This window comes from Pseudomonas sp. NBRC 111139 (assembly GCF_001753955.1).
GTDB classification, from domain to species: Bacteria; Pseudomonadota; Gammaproteobacteria; order Pseudomonadales; family Pseudomonadaceae; genus Aquipseudomonas; species Aquipseudomonas alloputida.
Window position 1 is genome coordinate 143,215 of the sequence record NZ_BCBP01000018.1, and the last position, 19,811, is coordinate 163,025.

The following is a 19,811-nucleotide window of genomic DNA, read 5'->3' on the forward strand; positions in this document are numbered from 1 at the left end:
GCCGATAACCCCTGCACGAATCAGCGGGCATCCAGAACAACAACGCCTGGCGATCGAAGATCAAGAGAGCGAAATCAACTTCTGGAGAGCGTGCATGAACAGCTGGTTCGCCAACATCAGCGTCAACCTTAAACTCGGCCTGGGCTTCGGCCTGGTGCTGGTCCTCACTGGCCTGCTGGCCCTCACCGGCTGGACCAGCCTGGGCAGCCTGATCGACCGTAGCAACTGGATGGGCGATATTGGCCAGTTGAACAAGGACCTCACCGATCTGCGCATTGCGCGCCTGCAGTACATGATCGCCAACGGCGACGATACCGCCGCCGCCAACACCCTGGCCAAGCTGGACGCATTCAGCAAGCAGCAGGCCTACCTGGCCACCACCTTCAAAAGCCCGGAGAACGTCAAGCTGCTGGGTGAGCTGGGCGATACCATCAGCGCCTACAAGCTGTCGCTGAACAAGATGCGCCAGGGCTACGACGCCACCCGCGCAGCGCGCGTTTCCATGAACAGCTCGGCCATCCGCGCCGACCAGGCCATGGATGCGCTCAGCCAGGAGGTGATGGCTCGCCCCGAGGCTGACAGTACGCGCCTGGCCCAGTACCAGCTGATCAGCAAGGCCCGCCAGCAATTGCTGCAGGTACGCATCGATGTGCGTGGCTACATCGCCGAGAACAGCAGCGCCAACGAGCAGGCCGCCCTGCGCCAGCTGGATGCGGCACTGGCCGATATCGACAACCTCAAGCGCCAGCTGCCCAGCGAAGACGCGCGCCTGCAACAGTTCGAAAACGCAGTACTGGCCTATCGTGACGCCGTACGCCAGTTCCGCGACGCGGTTGCCAACATCACCACCTCGCGCGCCGAAATGACCGTGCAGGGTGCCGACATCGTCAAGCGCAGCGACGCGTTGTACCAGATCCAGCTAGAGCGCCGTGACATCGAGAGTACCCAGGCCCGCAGCCTGCAGGCCATCGCCACACTGCTGGCGCTGCTGGTCGGCGTGCTGGCGGCGGTGCTGATCACCCGCCAGATCACCCGCCCGTTGCAAGACACCCTGGTGGCCGTGGAAAAAATCGCCAGTGGCGACCTTACCCAGCACATGCGCGTCACCCGCCGTGACGAACTGGGCGTGCTGCAGCAAGGCATCGCGCGCATGGGCACCACCCTGCGCGAGCTGATCAGCGGCATCCGCGATGGCGTCACCCAGATTGCCAGCGCCGCCGAAGAGCTGTCGGCAGTCACCGAACAGACCAGCGCGGGCGCCAACAGCCAGAAAGTCGAGACCGACCAGGTGGCCACCGCCATGCACGAAATGGCCGCTACCGTTCAGGAAGTGGCGCGCAATGCCGAGCAGGCCTCACATGCAGCTACAGGTGCCGATGACGAAGCCCGTGCCGGCGACCGCGTGGTGGGCGAAGCGATTGGCCAGATCGAACGCCTGGCCGAAGACATGCACCGTTCCACCGAGGCCATGAACCTGCTGCAGCAGGAAAGCCAGAAAATTGGTAGCGTGATGGACGTGATCAAGTCGGTGGCCGAACAGACCAACCTGCTGGCGCTCAACGCAGCGATCGAGGCGGCGCGTGCCGGCGAGGCAGGCCGTGGCTTTGCCGTGGTTGCCGACGAAGTGCGCGGCCTGGCCCAGCGCACGCAGAAGTCTACCGAAGAGATCGAAGAACTGATTGCCAGCCTGCAGCACGGTACCCAGCAAGTGGCGAATGCCATGCAGGGCAGCCGTACCCTGACCGACAGCAGCGTCGAACTGGCGCGAAAGGCCGGGTCATCGCTGGAGAGCATTACCAGTACGGTATCGAGCATCCAGTCGATGAACCAGCAGATTGCTGCGGCGGCAGAGCAGCAGAGTGCGGTGGCTGAAGAGATCAGCCGAAGCATCCTGAATGTGCGTGATGTGTCAGAGCAAACCGCAGCAGCCAGTGACGAGACGGCAGCGTCGAGTGTGGAGCTGGCGCGGTTGGGTGGGCAGTTGCAGACACTGGTCAGCCAGTTCCGCGTCTGACCTTTGGAACCTGGGGCCGCTTTGCGGCCCTTTCGCGACACAAGGCCCCAACGCAGGTCCTCGTGGGAGCGGCCTTGTGTCGCGATAGGAGGGCAAAGCCCTCCCGGCGTTCTGACAGGTACTACTTGACGATCATCCCTACCCCACGCCCACGTGGGTCGGAAGCGGTCTCAAGCTTCGCCCCATCGACGCGGATCGCCTGGATGTCGCCCATCTCCCAGCCCTGGTCCTCCAGCACATAGCCCATCTTCTTCAGCTCATCAGCTACCGGCCCGGTCAGTGGCGCATAGCTGTCGAAGTAGATGGTGTCCTTGGGCAGCAACTGATGGTGCACGCGCTGCGCCGCCACCGCCTTGTCCAGCGGCATGCCGTAGTCGTACAGGTTGTTCATCACCTGGAAGATCGAGGTAAAGATCCGTGAACCACCCGGGGTACCGATTACCAGCTCGACCTTGCCATCGCGGGTCATCAGGCTGGGGCTCATCGACGACAGCATGCGCTTGCCTGGTTCGATCGCGTTGGCATCACCGCCGACCACGCCAAAGGCGTTCGCCGCCCCCGGTTTGGCGCTGAAATCATCCATCTCGTCGTTGAGCAGGAAACCAGCGCCCTTCACCACCACACCACTGCCATAGTCGAGGTTGAGGGTGTAGGTATTGCTGACCGCGTTGCCCTGCTTGTCGACGATCGAGAAATGCGTGGTCTGGTGCGGCTCAAGGCCCGGCTTGACCTTGTCGGTGTCGGAAATGGCCTTCGGGTTGACCTGGGCTGCGCGCTTGGCCAGGTAATCCTTGGCCACCAACTGGTCCACCGGCACCTTGGTGAAGGCCGGGTCGCCCAGGTAATCGGCGCGGTCGGCGAACACCCGCTTCTCGATCTCGGCCAGCAGGTGGATGTACTGCGCCGAGTTATGCGCCACACCTTTAAAGTCGGCCGCGCGGTCTTCCTTGATGCCCAGCAACTGGGCAAGCGCCACACCGCCTGAGCTCGGCGGTGGCGCGGTATACACCACATTGCCACGCCAGCTCACGGCCATCGGTTCACGCCATACCGCCTTGTAATCCTTGAGGTCATCTTTGGTAATCAGGCCTTTGTCAGCCTGCATCTGCGCCACCAGCAAATCGGCGGTCTTGCCTTGATAGAACTCGCTCACGCCCTTGGCGGCTATACGCTCCAGGGTCTGGGCCATTTCCGGCTGCTTGAACAGCTCGCCGACCTTCATGTTGCCGAAGTAATCGTTGAAGTTGGTCGCCGTCTTGAACATGCCTTGGGCATCGTTGCGGTACTGGTACTGCTTTTCCGCCACCTTGAAGCCATTTTTCGCATAGCCGATGGCCGGGGTCAGCAACTCGCTCCAGGGCAGCTTGCCGAACTTCTGGTGCGCCTCCCACAGGCCCATTACCGTACCGGGTACGCCTGCGGCGCGTGCCCCAACCAGGCTGAGGTTCTCGATGACCTCGCCCTTGTCGTCCAGGTACATGTTGCGCGTGGCGGCCTTGGGCGCGACTTCGCGGTAGTCGAGGAAGTAAGGCTTGCCATCGACAAACAGGGTCATGAAGCCGCCACCGCCGATATTACCGGCCTCTGGGTAAGTCACCGCCAGGGTGAAGGCGGTCGCTACTGCCGCGTCCACCGCGTTGCCGCCCTTTTTCAGAATATCGGCGGCCACCTGTGCACCATATTGATCGGGGGCGGCCACCGCGCCGCCCTCCAGGGTGGCGGCGTAAACCGAGGAACAGCTCAGGATCGCGGCTGCGAGAGCCAGATACTGGAAAGGGACAATACGCATGACACTTCCTTGGTGTTGTTTTTGTTGAGCAGTCAGTAAGGCCGAAGCGCTTCGACTGTGCAATCAACCGTCGGAAGTTTCGCCGCCTGTGGACAGGATTTGTCGCGATCAGGCAACTCAGCAGGCGTACATCGCCAGCTTGCGCTGGATGAAATCCAGGAAGCACTGGATGCGCAGTGCCAACTGGGTGTTGCGGTAATACACCGCGTGGATCGGCTGACGGTAGCCATTGTTGGCCTCGCTCAGCAGCACCTGCAGGCGCCCTGTGCGGATATCTTCGTGGGTCATGAAGTGCGACAGGCTGACGATGCCCTCCCCGGCCAACGCCAGCTGGCGCAGGGTTTCGCCGCTGGAAGCAACCAACGCCGGGCGGATGCTCCAGCGATCGCCCTGAGCGTGACGTAGCGGCCAATGATTGAGCGACTCCGGTTGGCTGAAGCCGAGCAGACAGTGGTTGGCCAGCTCCTCGACCTGCCGTGGCGTGCCGTGCTGCTCCAGGTAGGCCGGACTGGCCAGCACCTGCACCGGACTACAACCCAGGCTGCGCGCGTGCAGGCTGGAGTCGGCCAGCTCTCCGATGCGGATCGCCACATCAGTGCTCTGCTCCAGCAGGTCGATGATCAGGTCGTCGGTGTTGAGCTCCAGTTCGATGCCCGGGTACTGGCGGCGGAACTCGCCAATCCACGGCAGGATGGCATGCAGCATGAACGGCGCAGCGGCATTGATGCGCAATCGCCCGGTCGGGGTCTGGCGGTTCATCGACAGACGCTCTTCCATCTCGTCCATCTGCTGCAGGATCAGCCGCGAGCGCTCAAGAAAGTAGCGCCCCTCTTCGGTAAGGTCCATGCGCCGGGTGGTGCGGTTGACCAGCGTGGTGCCCAGCTTGCCCTCCAGGCGCGACAGGGTGCGGCTGACGGCAGACGGGGTCTGGCCCATCTGCTCGGCAGCAGCGGAAATCGAGCCGCAGTCGATGACGGCGACGAATACCTGGAGTTCTTCGGATCGGGTTTTCACATTCAGGCCTGCGGCTGATATCAATCCGGATTAGATCGCCTTGCCGAACACCTTGTCCAGATGCGCCTCGTAGGCCGCCAGTGCCGCCGGCACATCCGGGCGCTTCATCACATCCACAGCCAGGAAGGTCGGCAGGCCGGTCATACCCAGGAACTGGTTGGCCTTGTGGAACGGGAAGTACACGGCATCCACCCCCTTGCCTTCAAAGAAATCGCTGGGGTCATCGAACGCCTGCTGCGGCGCGTTCCAGGTCAGCGACAACATGTATTGCTTGCCGTGCACCAAACCACCGCTGCCGTATTTCTGCGAGTGGTCCGAACGGGTACGGCCATCATTGGCATACAGGCTGCCGTGGCCGGCAGTGAACACGTCGTCGATGTACTTCTTGACGGTCCACGGCGCGCCCATCCACCAGCCGGGCATCTGATAGATCACCACATCGGCCCAGAGGAATTTCTCCACCTCTTCCTGGGCATCGTAGCCGCCATCGATGAACGTCTGGCGCACATCGAAGCCGGCGCGGTCCAGGTGAGCGATGGCCGCTTCGTGCAAGGTCGCGTTGAGACGGCCTTCGGAGTGAGCGAACTGTTTACCACCATTGAGCAGAAGGATCTTTTTCATGCTGGCCTCCACGGCCGAGTCAAAAATTGATGCCGGCAGGTTAGAGGCTCGCGGGGGCGGGATACAGCGGTGACCGGGCAAAATACAATTGACCAGAAGTCACGAATGAGCAATACATTATTGCCTTAGAATAGCGTCACCCCCCATCACCGAGTAGCGCCCCATGAGTGAGCCGTTCGCCTTTATCCTCAAAGCCAAGACCCGCCCGGAAATGGCTGATGCGTTCGAAAACCTGTTCCGTCCCTACGTCGAGCCAAGCCGCCAGGAACCCGGCTGCATCGAATACCACATGCTGCGCGACCAGCAGGACCCGAGCCTGTTTGTGTTCTTCGAAGTGTGGGCCGACAAGGCCGCGCTGGACGTGCACTCGGCCCTCCCGCACATGGCTGCCTTCTTCGAAAAACGCATGGATTACCTGGAGCGCGATTTCGATATCCAGAGGGTCGACATGCTCAGCGCTTCGTCCGCTAGCCGTTGATCAGCAGATGGACGCCGAGTGCGGCCAACCCGATGAAAAAGCAACGCTTGAACAGCAGCGCGCTGATCCGCTGACGCAGCCACTGGCCCGCCAGCATGCCGAGCAAAGCCGGCGCCAGCATCAGCAGCGACGCCCCCAACGCCTGGCCCCCCAAGGCATCCTGCCCGGCCAGGCCTAGGGCCAAGGCCAGGGTCGACACCGTAAACGACAGGCCCAGGGCCTGGATCAACTGCTCGCGGCTCAAGCCCAGGCTCTGCAGGTAAGGTACCGCTGGCATCACGAACACTCCGGTCGACGCCGTGACCACACCCGTGACCAGCCCGCAAAGCGGTCCCAGCCAGCGCTCGTGTCCCGGGCCCACCTGCAGGCCCGGGCCGACCACTCCATACAACGCGTAGACCAGCAAGGCGGCCCCCAACGCGTGCCCAGCCCAGGGGCCACTGCTGATTCCCAGCCAGGCGCTACCCAGCAAGGTGCCGACAACGATCAATGCCAGCATTGGCCCCAGGCGGACCAACAACCCTCGCAGATGCCCGCCGCTGGCCAGCTGCCACAGGTTGGTGAGTGTCGAGGGCACGATCAACAACGCGGCAGCCTGCGCAGGTGGCATAGCCAGGCCCAACAGGCCCATGGCAATGGTCGGCAGGCCCAGGCCGATGACCCCCTTCACTGCGCCCGCCAGCAGAAAGGTCAGTACAACCAGCAACGACAGTGCCGGGCCAATGTTCTGGTAAAACGCGAGCAAGGTAGTCATGGGCCGATGATGCCGTGCCCCGGGCAACGTGAGAATCTGCCATATACTCAGCCAGCCTCTTGCCAGGACAGAGCCACATGCATTTCGACCTGATCGACCTCAAGCTGTTCCAGCACACCCTGGAGTGCGGCAACATCACCGCCGGCGCCAGCCGCAGCCATCTGTCACTGCCAGCAGCCAGTGCGCGCATCCGCGCCATGGAAGCATCGCTGGGCATTCCCTTGCTGGAACGTAACCGCCGTGGCGTCCAACCAACGCCGGCTGGCCAGGCACTGTTGCAGCATGCGCGGCTGATAACGCAGCAGGTCGAACGCCTGCAGTTCGACCTGGGCCAATACGCGCAAGGGCAGCAAGGCCAGGTGCGCCTGCTGTGCAACACCGCAGCGCTGACCGAATACTTGCCCGAACTGCTGGCCAGCTATCTGGCTGAAAACCCTGGAGTCAGCGTGGATGTGCAAGAACTGCCAAGTTTGCGCATCGTGCAGGCAATTACCCAAGGCATGGCCGACCTGGGCATCGTGTCCACAGCCGCCCCCAACGAGCACCTGCAGACCCGGCCGTTTCGAGACGACCCGCTGGTGCTAGTGACGCCACAGCGCCACCCCCTGGCCAGTGCGCTGGCGCCAAGTTTCGTCGACAGCCTGGCCCATGGCTATGTCGGCCTGGGGGCCGGCAGTGCACTGGGGTTGTACCTGGAAGAGCAAGCGCTGCACGAGGGGCAGCGCATGCAGGTTCGGGTACGAGCAGAGGGGTTTGATGGGGTGATCCGCATGGTCGCGGGCGGGGCCGGAATCGGGGTGGTGCCGCTGGCAGCGGTGCAGCGCTGGCAAGGGATGCTGCCGTTGCACTGGGTGGCGCTGCAGGAGCCATGGGCCAACCGCCGGCTGCTGGTGTGTGCGCGGGATTTCGCGGCATTACCAGGCTATGCCGCCGGACTGGTATCCGCCCTTATCCACTGACAGCCTTCGCTGGCACGCCTGCTTCCACAAACTCGTTCGCGTACCGCTCGGACCGTGAAGGTATTGATACCCCCCTGGGGTATTCGTGAAAGGGTACGGCGACCTCCTACTTCAGATAAGAACGTAGCAACGCCGCCACCTTGTCTGCCTCGTCCTGCCGTTCCTCGGCACTCAGGCCGTCCGCCACGAGGTGATCGCGGATGTGCCCTTCCATCACCTCGGCCATCAGCCCGTTCACCGCGCCGCGCACGGCAGCGATCTGCTGCAGGATCGCCAGGCAGTCCTTGTCCTGCTCCAGCGCCGTCTCCAGGGCGGCGGCTTGGCCTTTGATCTTGCGCACCCGGGTCAACAGCTGCTTCTTGCTCTTCAGGGTATGTGCCATTGGGTTTCACGCCATGCTAGGTATACTGGGGTATAGTATTTGTCTCGATCTTCCGGGAGCATGATAAACCATGGCGACACAAACCTCAGACCGCTGGCAGCACAGCCACCAGTTCCACACCAGCAACCTGGGCGCTGAGCGCAAAACCCGCCTGGCGGTTTGGCTGACCGCAGTGATGATGGTGGCGGAGGTTGCCGGAGGCTGGTACTTCAACTCCATGGCGCTGCTGGCCGACGGCTGGCACATGAGCTCCCACGCCCTGGCACTTGGCCTGTCCTTGCTGGCCTACGCTGCCGCTCGGCGCTATGCAGGTGACCGGCGCTTTGCCTTCGGCACCTGGAAGATCGAAATTCTCGGCGGCTACTCCAGCGCATTGCTATTGCTGGGCGTGGCCGGACTGATGGCGTTCCAGTCGGTGGAACGGCTGTTGGTGCCGGGACAGATCCACTATGACGAGGCGATCTTGATTGCCGTGGCGGGCCTCGCCGTCAACCTCATCTGCGCCTGGCTGCTACGCGATGACCATCATCATGACCATCACCCTCACAGCCACGATCATCACCATCACCATCACCACCACCACGACCTGAACCTGCGCTCGGCCTACCTGCATGTGATGGCCGATGCCGCCACTTCGGTGCTGGCCATTGCTGCCTTGCTGGCCGGCAAGTTCTGGGGCGCCAGTTGGCTCGACCCAGCGATGGGCCTCGTCGGTGCGCTGCTGGTCGCGCTGTGGGCCCGTGGCCTGCTGCGCGATACCGGGCGAGTGTTACTGGACGCCGAGATGGACGCCCCGGTTGTGGCGGAAATCCGCGAAGTGGTCGCGCAATTGCCGGCGCCGGCCAGTATCACCGACCTGCATGTCTGGCGGGTGGGCAGGGACCAGTACGCCTGCATTCTTGGCCTGGCCACCCAGGCCACACTGAATGCCGACGGCGTGCGCCAGGCCCTGGCCGTGCACGAAGAGTTGGCGCACATCACTGTCGAGGTAAACCGCCTGCCATAGCGCGACCAGACACCTGGACGTCGAGCCCAGGCAACTGCTGCGCGGCCGTTGGGCCTATGGTGACCCGTCATTCAGCCAGTCACCAGGAGTTGTGCCATGTCCGATTTCATCACCGTCCTGCGCGAAACCTGCCCGACGCCGGTCGTGGACGCCACCAAGTGGAAGCGCATCGGCGGCGATCCGCACACCGTCAACCTCAATGCCTACCTGTCGGCCGACGGCAGCAAGATCATGGGCACCTGGATCTGCACCCCGGGCAAGTTCGAGGTCAACTACGATAAATGGGAGTTCTGCCACTTCCTCGCTTAGTGAAACCAAAAATATCCCAAAACCAACAAAAATACGTTATCGACTTGTTTTTCTTGATTTTTTTTTGGGAATAATTTTAGGATACCCCAGCATCCAGTTCCTAAATCGAAGCCACCGATAAGGCCCTTTGCTAACCTCCCCTCTCCAAGGTCAACACTTTCTCAATCGCATCTCTGAATCCCGGTTTTTGAATGATACGGCCCTTGGAGTCCGAGACCTCGCCACGAGGCCCGATTGTCTGTCCCATCTGACGCAGATTATCCTCATCGATTGCAAACCTCAGCGCCGATAATTCAACCTCCCTCAGCCGAAAGTATGTTTCAGGTGTTTTCCCTTCAACCGCACCTAAAAAAATGGGCGTCATGCCACTAGAAAGCTGTCGACGCATCTTTGATTTTAACGCCTTCAACTCCTTTACCAGCAAAGAAACATTTAACTTCAGCACCGGATCTTCGATACTCGAGACCCAAGATAATGCATCAGAGAATTGATGCGTTGGAGCTGGCATCGATGCTTGTTTCCAAGCATGGATTAGCAATCTGTAATGTTCCCCTGTAGGATTCACAATCGACTTTTCACTGGGTACTGCCAAGCCGCGAGCTTGTCCCATAGCCAGCAGAGCTCTGTATGAGAAGTCCTTTACCTCAAGGCTCGCAGCAATCTTACAAGCTTCGTTGATCGCCTCCAGACTTCGACGGCGTCGAGAGTCACTTGCTTCGGATGTCAACCTTTCAAATACCACTTCTGGAAGCTCACTCATCATTCTCGTCTCCATGCGCACCAGAGGTAAGCGATACGTAATTCGAAAAAATCGCCTTGATTTCGGATGTTATGGGAGTCAAACCGGCTTGATATTCATCAACATCCAATATCATTAACTTCCCTGAGATCAAATTATCGATTCTTTCCCAGGAATGCAGACGACTCATCAGCAACGAATTTAACTGATTGCATGCAGCAAGCTTTTGCGCATTTGTAAGCTTATACATTGCTGGCCGCAACCCGTTATTAGCTGCCATCCTGTCGATCATTTCTGAAATCAATGGCAAGGCACGAGATGGGTTCGCAGATCTGTAAATAGTTGCATTTTGACAGATTTCAGACAGCAGATGGTAGGTCGACTCTGAGGCCCTGAAGCTCATCTCCTTCAGGTCTTCCGAAACAACTAACTTAAGCTCTGCCTCACTATTTTCTGACTCAGTGTGATCGATTGCTTTTACGCAACCCATTACGTAGCGATTGACAGCCCCATAGTCACGTAACAACACTTCGAGTTTTGCTGCACTTTGTTGCTGTTGAGCGACTGAACGTTTACGGTCCAGCTCCCGATCAAATGGTAGATCTTTGATGCTCGCATCGTACCAGGCGCTTTCCAACTCATCCAGTTCAGCTGTATAAGCTTGATATCTACCGCTTTCATCATGAATTTCAAGAGCTATCTCATTCGCCAATGAAACCAATCCTCCTAAGAATGCTATCCCTGAAACAAAGAAACGACAACGAGGACAATTTTTCTGCCCTAGATACCCAGCTTCAACCGCGGCATATACATTCTCAATGAGATCACCACCTATATTGCAGGCGGCAGCCGACATCGGGCATATTCCCCAATCAAAAATTACGTTTGCAGATTTTGTCGATGACTTCTCGAAAAAAATCCTATTTCCGTCAGTTGCAATCAAATTCCTAGCTTGCGATTGCAAGCCATTGGCAAGCACGTCTCGCACCAAATTATCACAGGCGGTATATTCAGCACGCTTCTCGGCCTCTTGCATAGGCCTCCGCATTTGGTGTTCCTTAAGACTCACATAGTGAATGGTCATGACGAGCGCTGCATGCCCAACCAGCTTCGACACTATATGTATCGGCGCATCCCCGTCCGCTATATAGGCGGTGATGAGACTTACCCTCAAGCAGTGAGGAGTGTAGTCACTAAGATAACGAGGTCCGTACTGACTGTTTTTCCTGGCTAGATCTTCCCCACCCCGTTGAATGAGATAAAGTAGCTTAGGCAATGTGGTCTGGAAGGCCGTTGCCGTAGTAATAGGCTGACCCGTTTTATCTTGTCGAAAAAGAAAGCATTGGCTACCCCGAGATTTCAAAATCTCACTATTGATCTCTGCGTGTGTTTTTATCGAAGTCCATGGTGTGGGGTAATCAAGCGGTGAGTATTTTTCCTGCCAGTCCCTCAACACCAACAACCAATACGCCAAATCCTCTGGAATCCATTCGACTTCGTATCCTTGATCACGAGCACCAGTTTTATTAGTTGTGCAATAGAACTTTGGATATCCATTTATTCCTTTTTGAACTGCCGCCTGAGGTGTACTGCTCCTGGTGCCACGCAAAGCAAGATGCCCAGTATTCTTCCTCCACTCAATTGTACCAGTTTCCATGTCAACAACTCCGACCTCTCGGTCAGCCTCTCCGCTATCCAGCCACAGAATCTGTTGCCCCCGTAATGGAAACCTTAGCAAGGTATAAAGCGCTACAAACCGAACCGGAGACCATACCTGATACACAACTACTCTGCGCCGTTTCCCAGCAACAACCCGCTCAATTCGCTCAAGCTTTCGCCATACCGTATGAGGATCATCGACATCAATTTTCGATAATGGGACATCAAGCCAGTCTCCGCGGCTATCGAAGAACTCTTGGAGATGCTCTAACTGGCTTAGGGACACGCGTCGTGATAGAGACATCTCATAATCAGGAACGAGGTAGTTTCTAGCTCTCAAAATATACTCGTAACCAAGCGAGGGTTTATTCGTCTGACCTAGTTTAGAATAGCCTAACCCTTTGGCGAATCCGGCGAGGATGCTAGAAAACGGATTTCTGAAGTCGTTTAGCACGACGCTCTCATCCCCATCGACATCTGTACATTCTTCGTCGAGAACCCACTGAAAAAATGTCGAAATTGACGTGTGTACCTGCTGCTTCAGGGACTCTGCCTGAGACTCAATCAATGATATATACAGCGCAGCATTAAACTTATTAGCCCTTAATAATAAAAATTTTGGATCATCAGGTAAATTTAATTCGTGAAAGTATCCGTTTATCAGCACCCTCAACGCCATGCGACGTATTGCATAATTTGTTTGAAACCTCAAATGTTTCTCATATACATCACACAAGCATGGGTAGCTATCTGAATAATCAGGAGCTATTTCCAGCGAAAGAAAGTCTTGTATACTGATCCAGCCTTTGTGCTTGAAGGCTCGATAGGGAGCACTCGGCAGCCTAGGATCCTGCTTATATCCGTCTCTATACTCGGCATATGACTTAAAACCAAATTTTTCGGCAGCTTTTTTTGCTTCTTCATATGTTTTGTAATTCCTGTCGCGCTCAACCCCAAGGAAATTTGGCCATCCTGACCATGGAAGAAAGTGACTCTTAGGGTCGCACGGCAGACGAGGATCCAGTTTATATTTAGCTCTATAGTCAGACGCACTTATAATCCCCAACCGCTGAGCAGCGGCGCTAGCCTCGGCCAAATCACTATAAAAAAGCGGTTTAAAGAAACGAAACAAAAACTTCCAACTGACCCAGCCTTTAGAAGCGTACTCCGACCAAGGCGCACAGGGTAATTTTTCGTCTTCCTTACGCCTAACCAAATACTCATCTTTACTCGTAATGCCCAATTTATGCACCGCCTGCTCCATCTCTGAATAGGTGGGATAAAATTTAGATTTCTGCCTATCAAAAAAATCATACCAATTAGTCCAGCCGCGGCCAGAATAAGCCTTTTCAGGGCTAGATGGGAGCCTGGGATCTTCGTAGTATCTTTTCCGATAATCCGGAACACTCACAATCCCCAGCTTTTTTGTCGCTTGCTTAGCCTCTTCATAGCTCGCGTATATAGCAACCAGCTCATCTGAAAGGAACGGCCCCCACCCTTTCCAACCTGTTTTCGCGTAGACTTCATTTGGATTACTCCTCAGTTTTTTATCGGCTAAGTAACGGTTTTTATATTCTTTCGCGGTGTGTACACCTAGCCTTCTCGCTGCGCTTTTTGCTTCTTCATAGGTTGGATAAGCTTTCTCATAATCCTCTTGGAAGAAATGCCTCCAAGATTTGCATTCATCGTAAAACCGTACGGGATCGGAAGGCAGACGTGAGTCTTCCTTATAACGAGCCACGTATTCTAGCTGAGTTGAAATACCTAGAAACCTTGCTGCAATCTGTGCTTGCGACAACGATTCGTATAAGTCTGGCTTTGCCTTGCTCAGAAACACATACCAACAATCCCATCCTTTTCCCGCAAAGAAAATTGGGGGATTTGATGGTAATCCCGCATGCTCTTTGTATCGACTCCTATATTGACCGGCAGTGCATATATTAAGCGCGGCAATTATCTGGCGAGCTTCATCATAGCTACAATAAGATTCTTCTGGCATTTTTATTCTCATGCAATTTAGTTTATTGCAGCGACGCATGTATAGCGTAGTTCAATACATCACCACCTTCCACCGCCACCCTCAGATCGTTTTTGAATGGCCGGATAGAAACATCGACCATTTGAGCTGATAATCAGATATAAAAAACACTAACGCTCACCTTCATATGGAGTTAGCCTAGACAGAAATTCGCAAACGGGCATATTAGTGTCGGGTACAGACATCTCTCTTCTGACATACTTTGTGATGCTACAAAACATCATCACCACACGAACACATTCTATGAAAGACCTAATCGTTGTACTGCGCGACACCTCCCCTTTACCAGTTCTTGACGCATGCACCTGGGAACGGCTGTCGGGCGAGCCTCACACTGTCAATCTGAACTCGTACACCTCGGAAGATGGGTCGAAGATTATGGGTACATGGATATGCACGCCCGGTAAATGGCGCGTGGCCTATACCAAATGGGAGTACTGCGACTTCCAAGAAGGTTATTGCGTGATTACCCCCGATGGTAAGCAGCCAATTCACCTCAAAGCAGGCGACAAATTTATTATAGAGCCTGGCTTTTCCGGAACTTGGGAAGTAGTAGAGACCGTACGCAAATATTTCGTATTCTCTTAAATGTCAAATGGCAGCGCCGCGCCATCGCGTCGGCGCATGACCATGATCGCGGATTTGAAGGAGGTACAGACATCACGCCTTCGAATTCTGCCAAGCGGGACATAGATGCGGAAGACTTTGTGCGGTGCAACCTCACGACTGGCTCAGTGTTGAGTGAAGATGGCCCGGGAGGAACTGGGCGATCTGCTGGAGCTGACTCAAGCCTGAGGAGGCCTGCTGTAAACCACTTTTTTCACTGTAAACCACAGTGGCTTACAGTGAAAAAAAGTGGTTTACAACGTAGCTACGACACGCGCTCTGGCGACTCCCCAGGCCAACGCGCTCGTCATTGATTCGTTCGGCCGGGTGTCGAACGCTTCCTCATAAAGCGCGGTTCCCGACGGCGCGTACACACCGATAAACAGCTGCGTTGCGGCTTTCCGCGAAAGCTTTACCTGCACGTCGAGATAAAATCCGTCATTCAGGATCTCTTCGTGGGTCCGGTGATGAAGCGTAGGATCTGCCCAGCTTCAATAAACATCTCCGCGCAAACGCATGCAGCCCCCTGCAATCGATGGATAGCGATGGATTCCAAGCTAGCCAAAGCGAGGCGGTAATCAAGCCGATCTAAGCTTTTTGTGAGTCGCGCCCGACAAGTGACCACCTTGTAGTGACTTAAAACAACCCCAACCGATCACGCAAAGCAGAAGACTCACGACTACAGTCAGGAAGGTTTGCACGCAGCCTAAACAAAAAAGCAGCTCCCGAGAGCTGCTTTTCTCTTACTCCCCCTTTTTGTGCTTGTGAGGTTTCAGGTCCGGATGGTCCTTCTGCTTCTCAGGGGTGACTCGCTGCCTTTTGTCCGGAGTGCCATCTTCATTGGTGCGCTTAGGGCCTGGCTTGATGCTCATGCAAAACTTCCTTTTCCGCTTGGGTTGTTGGATGCAGCTATGTAATTAGTCCAGCTTCTCTCAGCTGTCAAAGCAGGCTTGTGCAGAGCCGCCTGGCCGATGATCCGGGCCATATCGAACATTTAAAGGCCTGAATAAGAGCCTCCGGCCAAGGGCTTGCAAGGGGCTGTGAAATCCAGCGCTGAGCGATACGAGGACGTCTGGACGTTCATCATGCCGAGCACGGTGTGGAACAGGTTGTCGTGGCTCAGCGGTGACGTGGTTTGAGCTTTCAAACAACCCACGTTGACCTTTTCGCTCTTCGCGAGCGAGTCAGACATCCAAAGTACCAACGGCACCTTTGTTTGCTCGTCAGGAGCCATCGCGTAAGGCAGCCCGTGCAGATAGAGCCCACCCTCCCCCAGCGATTCGCCGTGGTCCGAAACGTACATTAGCGCAGTGTCGAACTTGGTGTTGGCCGCCAGGATATCGATGAGATTTGCAGTCACATAATCGGTGTAGAGGATTGAGTTGTCGTAGGCATTGACCACCTCCTCCTGCTTACATTTGTCGAGCTCGTTGGTCTCGCACACCGGTGCGAATTTCTTGAATTGCGAGGGGTAGCGCTTGTAGTAGGCCGGGCCGTGACTGCCTTTGTAGTGGAGCACCAGGACAGCATCGCCTTCCTGGCGCTTGATGAAGTCTTGCATCTCCGTGAGCAGCACCCCGTCCTTACACTCCTCGCTGGTGCACAGTTGGGAATCCGCGTGAGAGGCAGCCTTGTGGTTGGGAATCCTGTCGCAGACCCCTTTGCACCCCGAGTTGTTGTCAGTCCACATGACACTGATGCCAGCGCGTTGAAGCACGTCGAGCAGCCCTTCTCGGCTCTTGGCCAAGCCATCTTTGTACTGGGCCTTACCCACGTCCAGGAACATGCATGGCAGCGAGACCGCGGTGGCGGTACCGCAGGAGCTCACGTTCGTGAAGCTAATGACATTTCGCTTTTCTAGTTCCGGATTCGTTTCACGGGAGTAGCCGTTGAGGGAGAAGTTGGCGGAGCGAGCGGTCTCTCCTACTGCCAGTACCAGCAGCCTGGGTTTACGAGCCGCACCCTGTCGATTAACTACCGCATCAGTACCAATGGCCGTCAGCGTTTTAGGTGAGGCCAGCTGACGCTTCAGGTACCCATGGCCAGCCGCAAACAAGTTGGTAGGTACCAGAATCAGCCGGATCTCCCGATTGTTGCGCAGCAAGGAGGCATACGACTGGTACTGACTCAACGCGATGCCAGATAAGGTCAACAGAGCGAGCGACAGAGCAATGAACCTGCTGACCAAAGCTTTGGCCCAAGGCTTACGCCGGAGGGGAACCCGGGCAATCAGGTAGACGGGCAACACCCCAACCATTGCGACCCAAAGACCGAGCTTCCAATTCAGCAGCTCGGTTGCCTCAGCGACGTCGGTCTCCACAACGTTGGTGAACATTGTGTAATCGACCACGATGCCGTAGGCATTCATGAAGTAACTCGCGAAAGACGCGCTGATCAGTACCAGACACAGCAAGGGTTTGGCCAGCCGCCCCCATGACAGCAAGCTCAGAACGGTAAACACCCATGCGAATACTATGACTGGGAGGCTAGCAGCTAGCAGCCAGTTCACTTCATCGGTTTTGAATACCAGCGTCCAGAGCACGTTCCAGAGCTCAGCGTTCGCGAATAGCAGCAACCAAAAAGTCACCAGGCCGATTAGCAAATTAGTACTGATGCCTTTCTGCCGCGCATTGCGAATAGCAAAGATCCATTTGCTTAACAGGGTGTGAACAATGGATTTGGAAGGTGTCATTATCAAACTCTGGAAGCTGCTTATCCATGGCGGTAGCTATGGAGTTAGCGGGAGCTACAAGGCAAGCCGTCGACAGATGCTGAGCGATTGCGCAATGTGCGGAGCGCCAGAGGCCTTGGGCCCCTACGCGTTGGGGACGCTTAGTATGTGTGAGGCATAGGGATAAAAAGAGAAATGAATCTCGCTGAGCGCATTATTTCCGGGACCTGATAACGACACGATGACCTCGGGATTACAATGCTGACAGAAATCCAATAACTGCTGCTTTGATTGTCAATGATCACGCTATGATCAAAATTAGGGGAATACCACCCACCAAAAACAATGCGCCGCTCAGCTAGATAAATTTAATTTCACGAACAAAACGGTTTCGTTTTGTCGTAGGCTAATTTTGAACTTTCAATTCAACTTACAAGTCTTTCTCGCGAGCAGAACATTATTTTCAACTTTTGCTCGTTAATATGTCACCCATCAATGAGGGGCGAATACCATGAGCTTTTTCAAAAACATCCTGGGCGGGCACCATGGTCGTGAAAACCACGGTGGAGGCAAGCACCACAGCGGGGGACATGGGGCCGAGCAATATGATCGCCATGGCCGGCAGCAGGGCTGCGACGGCGGCAATCAGGTGTATGACGGCGGGCGCCCTGCCACTCCAGCCCCCATCAAAGATCTGCAGGGCTGCAGGCAGTGCCGGACGGCCAACGATCCGTCAGCACGCTTTTGTCTAAACTGCGGAACACCGCTATCGAGTGGTTGCACCGCCTGCGGCTCGCTGCTGAGTGCAGGAGCAAGATTTTGCAGTCAGTGTGGCCAAGCGACGCTCTAAGGCTAGCTAGACAGGAAGGCCAACGAGACCACAACCCTGCGCAAGGAGAAATACGTGGGTTCAAATCACGACCATGGCAGCGCTGCAGTACGCGAGGGGCATCAGAAGAAGCTAATCATGGCGCTCGCCTTGACTGGCAGCTTCATGATTGCAGAAGTGATCGGCGCGTGGATTACCGGCAGCCTGGCGCTGCTGTCGGACGCATCTCACATGTTCACAGATACTGCCGCCTTGGCGATCTCACTGATTGCACTTCAGATAGCCAAGCGGCCGGCAGATCAGAAAAGAACCTTCGGCTATGCGCGCCTGGAAATTCTGGCTTCGACGTTCAACGCCGTGCTGCTCTTCCTGGTGGCGATGTACATCTTGTATGAGGCCTACCAGCGCTTCTTCATGCCGGCGGAGATCGCTACCGGAGCGATGATGTGGATCGCAATCGCCGGCCTGATCATCAACCTAATTTCGATGCGCCTTCTGGCATCTGCGAGCAACGAGAGCCTCAACGTCAAAGGAGCCTACCTCGAAGTTTGGAGCGACATGCTCGGCTCGCTAGGCGTAATCATCGCGGCACTCATCATCCGCTTCACCGGCTGGACTTGGGTCGACACGATTGTCGCTGTGGCAATCGGCCTCTGGGTTCTGCCGCGGACGTGGCAGTTGCTTCGCGAAAGCCTGGGAATCCTCATGGAGGGTGTGCCGAGGGGGCTCGACGTGACGGCAATCGAGGCTACCATCCTCGGCGTAGATGGCGTTACGGACGTTCATGACTTGCACGTCTGGGCCGTCAGCAGTGGCAGCAACGTGATGACGTCGCACGTAGTGATACGGGATTCTGCAGATGGGGATGCTGTGCTGGCGGCCGTCGTGGATGCTGTCAGCGATGCATTCGAAATCCATCACTGCACCATCCAGATCGAGCGGGCAGCTTTCCACGAAAGCGTTCCGTCGCCCTCACACTGATCGATCGGTAAAAACCAAACAAACACATCACCCTCCTGGCTGAGGGTGATGTCGTAGAAGACATGCGGTGAAGGATGGCGTAAACGGCAGGAGCACTTCGAGAGGGGTTGGTGAATGGCTTCGCCTGCCCCCGACCATAACCTCCAGAAGGTTCAGCGATGGCTTGGATCATCACGAAGTATCTACTCACTGCCGGATTAGTGATTCTCGTATCGGAGCTGGCAAAGCGCAGTGACAAGCTGGGCGGGCTGGTCGCCGCCCTGCTGCTGGTCACGGTCTTGACGCTGGTCTGGCTTTACCTGGAGAACCAGAGCATGGAGAAGATCTCCAATCATGCTTGGTACACCTTCTGGTACGTGCTGCCGACCCTGCCGATGTTCATCGCTTTTCCAGTGCTGCTGCCCAAACTGGGATTCTGGCCAACGCTTATCAGCAGTATCGTCATCACCATGGTGAGCTTTGGGGGCTTTGCCCTGCTGCTCCGTCGATTTGGCATTGAGCTGTTATAAGTCACGAGCCAGGACTGCAATTCAGGGGCCGTTCAACGACTATTGATGCACTCACCTTTGACCAGGTAGCGAACCATATGTAGTTCGCCCTTTGAGTCTTCGTAGGTCATCATGCTTCTCACGTTACCGCAGTACCGCACGCTGGGCGATACATACACCAACTTACTAACGTCAAGGTCCATGCCATAGGCGTAGTCTTCAAGCTGAGGCATGGGCTTTTTTACGCGCTGAGCATAATCCGCAGTAGCCTCTCTAGCAGATCGCTCAATGCGTTGATTGATCTCCATACCGCTTTGGGCATTGGCTGTTAGTGATGTAAAGAGCATAAACACGGCGATCGCTGATACAGTAGTGTTCATAAGAAGTCCCTTAATAAAAAAGCGCCCGTAGGGGGGCGCTAAAATTCACCTACCAAAGGAGCGTATGGTTTACAGGTGAATGCACTGGCGTGAA

At 56.2% G+C, this 19,811-nt stretch carries 18 protein-coding genes and 2 pseudogenes; 9 read left to right on the forward strand and 11 right to left on the reverse strand.

Going from position 1 to position 19,811, the window contains the following annotated elements; all coding sequences use genetic code 11:
* Nucleotides 1–46: 46 nt before the first annotated feature.
* Nucleotides 47–2,014, forward strand: coding sequence for a methyl-accepting chemotaxis protein (locus BJQ17_RS04290; RefSeq protein WP_371914703.1), 1,968 nt, complete (start codon nt 47–49; stop codon nt 2,012–2,014).
* 121 nt (nt 2,015–2,135) lie between these two features.
* Here the strand turns inward: BJQ17_RS04290 and ggt are convergent, their stop codons facing one another.
* The 3 genes from ggt to BJQ17_RS04305 form a co-directional block, all read right to left on the reverse strand.
* On the reverse strand, nt 2,136–3,803 hold the full coding sequence (gene ggt, locus BJQ17_RS04295; protein ID WP_019752545.1) for a gamma-glutamyltransferase: 1,668 nt from the start codon (nt 3,801–3,803) through the stop codon (nt 2,136–2,138).
* A gap of 117 nt (nt 3,804–3,920) precedes the next feature.
* A complete protein-coding gene (locus BJQ17_RS04300; protein WP_003251593.1) occupies nt 3,921–4,817 on the reverse strand; it encodes a LysR family transcriptional regulator in 897 nt (298 codons plus the stop codon).
* Nucleotides 4,818–4,847: 30 nt separating this feature from the next.
* Nucleotides 4,848–5,438 carry an NAD(P)H-dependent oxidoreductase gene (locus BJQ17_RS04305; protein WP_003251592.1) on the reverse strand — a complete coding sequence of 197 codons (591 nt, stop codon included), beginning with the start codon at nt 5,436–5,438 and terminating at the stop codon, nt 4,848–4,850.
* Between the two features lie 163 nt (nt 5,439–5,601).
* Between BJQ17_RS04305 and BJQ17_RS04310 the strand changes: the two genes are divergently transcribed.
* Nucleotides 5,602–5,916, forward strand: coding sequence for a putative quinol monooxygenase (locus BJQ17_RS04310; protein WP_003251589.1), 315 nt, complete (start codon nt 5,602–5,604; stop codon nt 5,914–5,916).
* Here the strand turns inward: BJQ17_RS04310 and BJQ17_RS04315 are convergent.
* On the reverse strand, nt 5,906–6,670 hold the full coding sequence (locus tag BJQ17_RS04315) for a sulfite exporter TauE/SafE family protein (protein ID WP_003251587.1): 765 nt from the start codon (nt 6,668–6,670) through the stop codon (nt 5,906–5,908). The genes BJQ17_RS04310 and BJQ17_RS04315 overlap by 11 nt on opposite strands.
* A 77-nt stretch (nt 6,671–6,747) precedes the next feature.
* Here BJQ17_RS04315 and BJQ17_RS04320 point away from each other — a divergent pair, with 77 nt between their 5' ends.
* Nucleotides 6,748–7,629, forward strand: a complete 882-nt coding sequence (locus BJQ17_RS04320; RefSeq protein WP_070095564.1) for a LysR substrate-binding domain-containing protein — start codon at nt 6,748–6,750, stop codon at nt 7,627–7,629.
* Between the two features lie 106 nt (nt 7,630–7,735).
* On the opposite strand, the gene BJQ17_RS04325 is transcribed toward BJQ17_RS04320, so the two are convergent.
* Nucleotides 7,736–8,011, reverse strand: a complete 276-nt coding sequence (locus BJQ17_RS04325; RefSeq protein ID WP_003251584.1) for a metal/formaldehyde-sensitive transcriptional repressor — start codon at nt 8,009–8,011, stop codon at nt 7,736–7,738.
* Between the two features lie 70 nt (nt 8,012–8,081).
* On the opposite strand from BJQ17_RS04325, the gene dmeF reads away from it, so the two are divergent.
* On the forward strand, nt 8,082–9,017 hold the full coding sequence (dmeF, locus tag BJQ17_RS04330; protein WP_019752547.1) for a CDF family Co(II)/Ni(II) efflux transporter DmeF: 936 nt from the start codon (nt 8,082–8,084) through the stop codon (nt 9,015–9,017).
* Nucleotides 9,018–9,113: 96 nt separating this feature from the next.
* Nucleotides 9,114–9,320, forward strand: a pseudogene (locus tag BJQ17_RS04335) (cupin domain-containing protein); the annotation flags it as partial.
* A 136-nt stretch (nt 9,321–9,456) separates the two neighbouring features.
* Here BJQ17_RS04335 and gmtX read toward each other — a convergent pair.
* Together gmtX and BJQ17_RS29630 are read right to left on the reverse strand one after the other, a co-directional pair.
* A complete protein-coding gene (gene gmtX / locus BJQ17_RS04340) occupies nt 9,457–10,089 on the reverse strand; it encodes a gamma-mobile-trio protein GmtX (protein WP_059183340.1) in 633 nt (210 codons plus the stop codon).
* Nucleotides 10,079–13,723 carry a VPA1269 family protein gene (locus BJQ17_RS29630; protein ID WP_158508110.1) on the reverse strand — a complete coding sequence of 1,215 codons (3,645 nt, stop codon included), beginning with the start codon at nt 13,721–13,723 and terminating at the stop codon, nt 10,079–10,081. Before BJQ17_RS29630 ends, gmtX begins: the two co-directional genes overlap by 11 nt.
* A 282-nt stretch (nt 13,724–14,005) precedes the next feature.
* On the opposite strand from BJQ17_RS29630, the gene BJQ17_RS29635 reads away from it, so the two are divergent.
* Nucleotides 14,006–14,350: a cupin domain-containing protein gene (locus tag BJQ17_RS29635; RefSeq protein WP_004577665.1), complete on the forward strand. Its 345-nt coding sequence runs from the start codon at nt 14,006–14,008 to the stop codon at nt 14,348–14,350.
* A 272-nt stretch (nt 14,351–14,622) separates the two neighbouring features.
* On the opposite strand, the pseudogene BJQ17_RS31980 reads toward BJQ17_RS29635, so the two are convergent.
* The 3 genes and pseudogenes from BJQ17_RS31980 to BJQ17_RS04350 form a co-directional block, all read right to left on the reverse strand.
* Nucleotides 14,623–14,886: pseudogene (locus BJQ17_RS31980) on the reverse strand (hypothetical protein).
* A gap of 225 nt (nt 14,887–15,111) precedes the next feature.
* On the reverse strand, nt 15,112–15,240 hold the full coding sequence (locus BJQ17_RS31985) for a hypothetical protein (protein ID WP_003253468.1): 129 nt from the start codon (nt 15,238–15,240) through the stop codon (nt 15,112–15,114).
* A 122-nt stretch (nt 15,241–15,362) separates the two neighbouring features.
* Nucleotides 15,363–17,060 (reverse strand): phosphoethanolamine transferase, encoded by a 1,698-nt coding sequence (locus BJQ17_RS04350; RefSeq protein ID WP_059183342.1) that lies wholly within the window; start codon nt 17,058–17,060, stop codon nt 15,363–15,365.
* A 490-nt stretch (nt 17,061–17,550) separates the two neighbouring features.
* Between BJQ17_RS04350 and BJQ17_RS29645 the strand changes: the two genes are divergently transcribed.
* From BJQ17_RS29645 to BJQ17_RS04365, 3 genes are all read left to right on the forward strand, one after another.
* The gene (locus tag BJQ17_RS29645; protein ID WP_080635014.1) at nt 17,551–17,889 is read left to right on the forward strand and encodes a zinc ribbon domain-containing protein; all 339 of its coding nucleotides are present in this window, start codon (nt 17,551–17,553) and stop codon (nt 17,887–17,889) included.
* Nucleotides 17,890–17,943: 54 nt separating this feature from the next.
* Complete coding sequence (locus BJQ17_RS04360) at nt 17,944–18,849, forward strand: cation diffusion facilitator family transporter (protein WP_004577663.1); 906 nt, start codon at nt 17,944–17,946, stop codon at nt 18,847–18,849.
* A 158-nt stretch (nt 18,850–19,007) separates the two neighbouring features.
* Nucleotides 19,008–19,358 carry a DUF3147 family protein gene (locus tag BJQ17_RS04365; protein ID WP_004577662.1) on the forward strand — a complete coding sequence of 117 codons (351 nt, stop codon included), beginning with the start codon at nt 19,008–19,010 and terminating at the stop codon, nt 19,356–19,358.
* A 32-nt stretch (nt 19,359–19,390) separates the two neighbouring features.
* Here the strand turns inward: BJQ17_RS04365 and BJQ17_RS04370 are convergent, their stop codons facing one another.
* A complete protein-coding gene (locus BJQ17_RS04370; RefSeq protein WP_004577661.1) occupies nt 19,391–19,717 on the reverse strand; it encodes a DUF2790 domain-containing protein in 327 nt (108 codons plus the stop codon).
* Nucleotides 19,718–19,811: the final 94 nt, after the last annotated feature.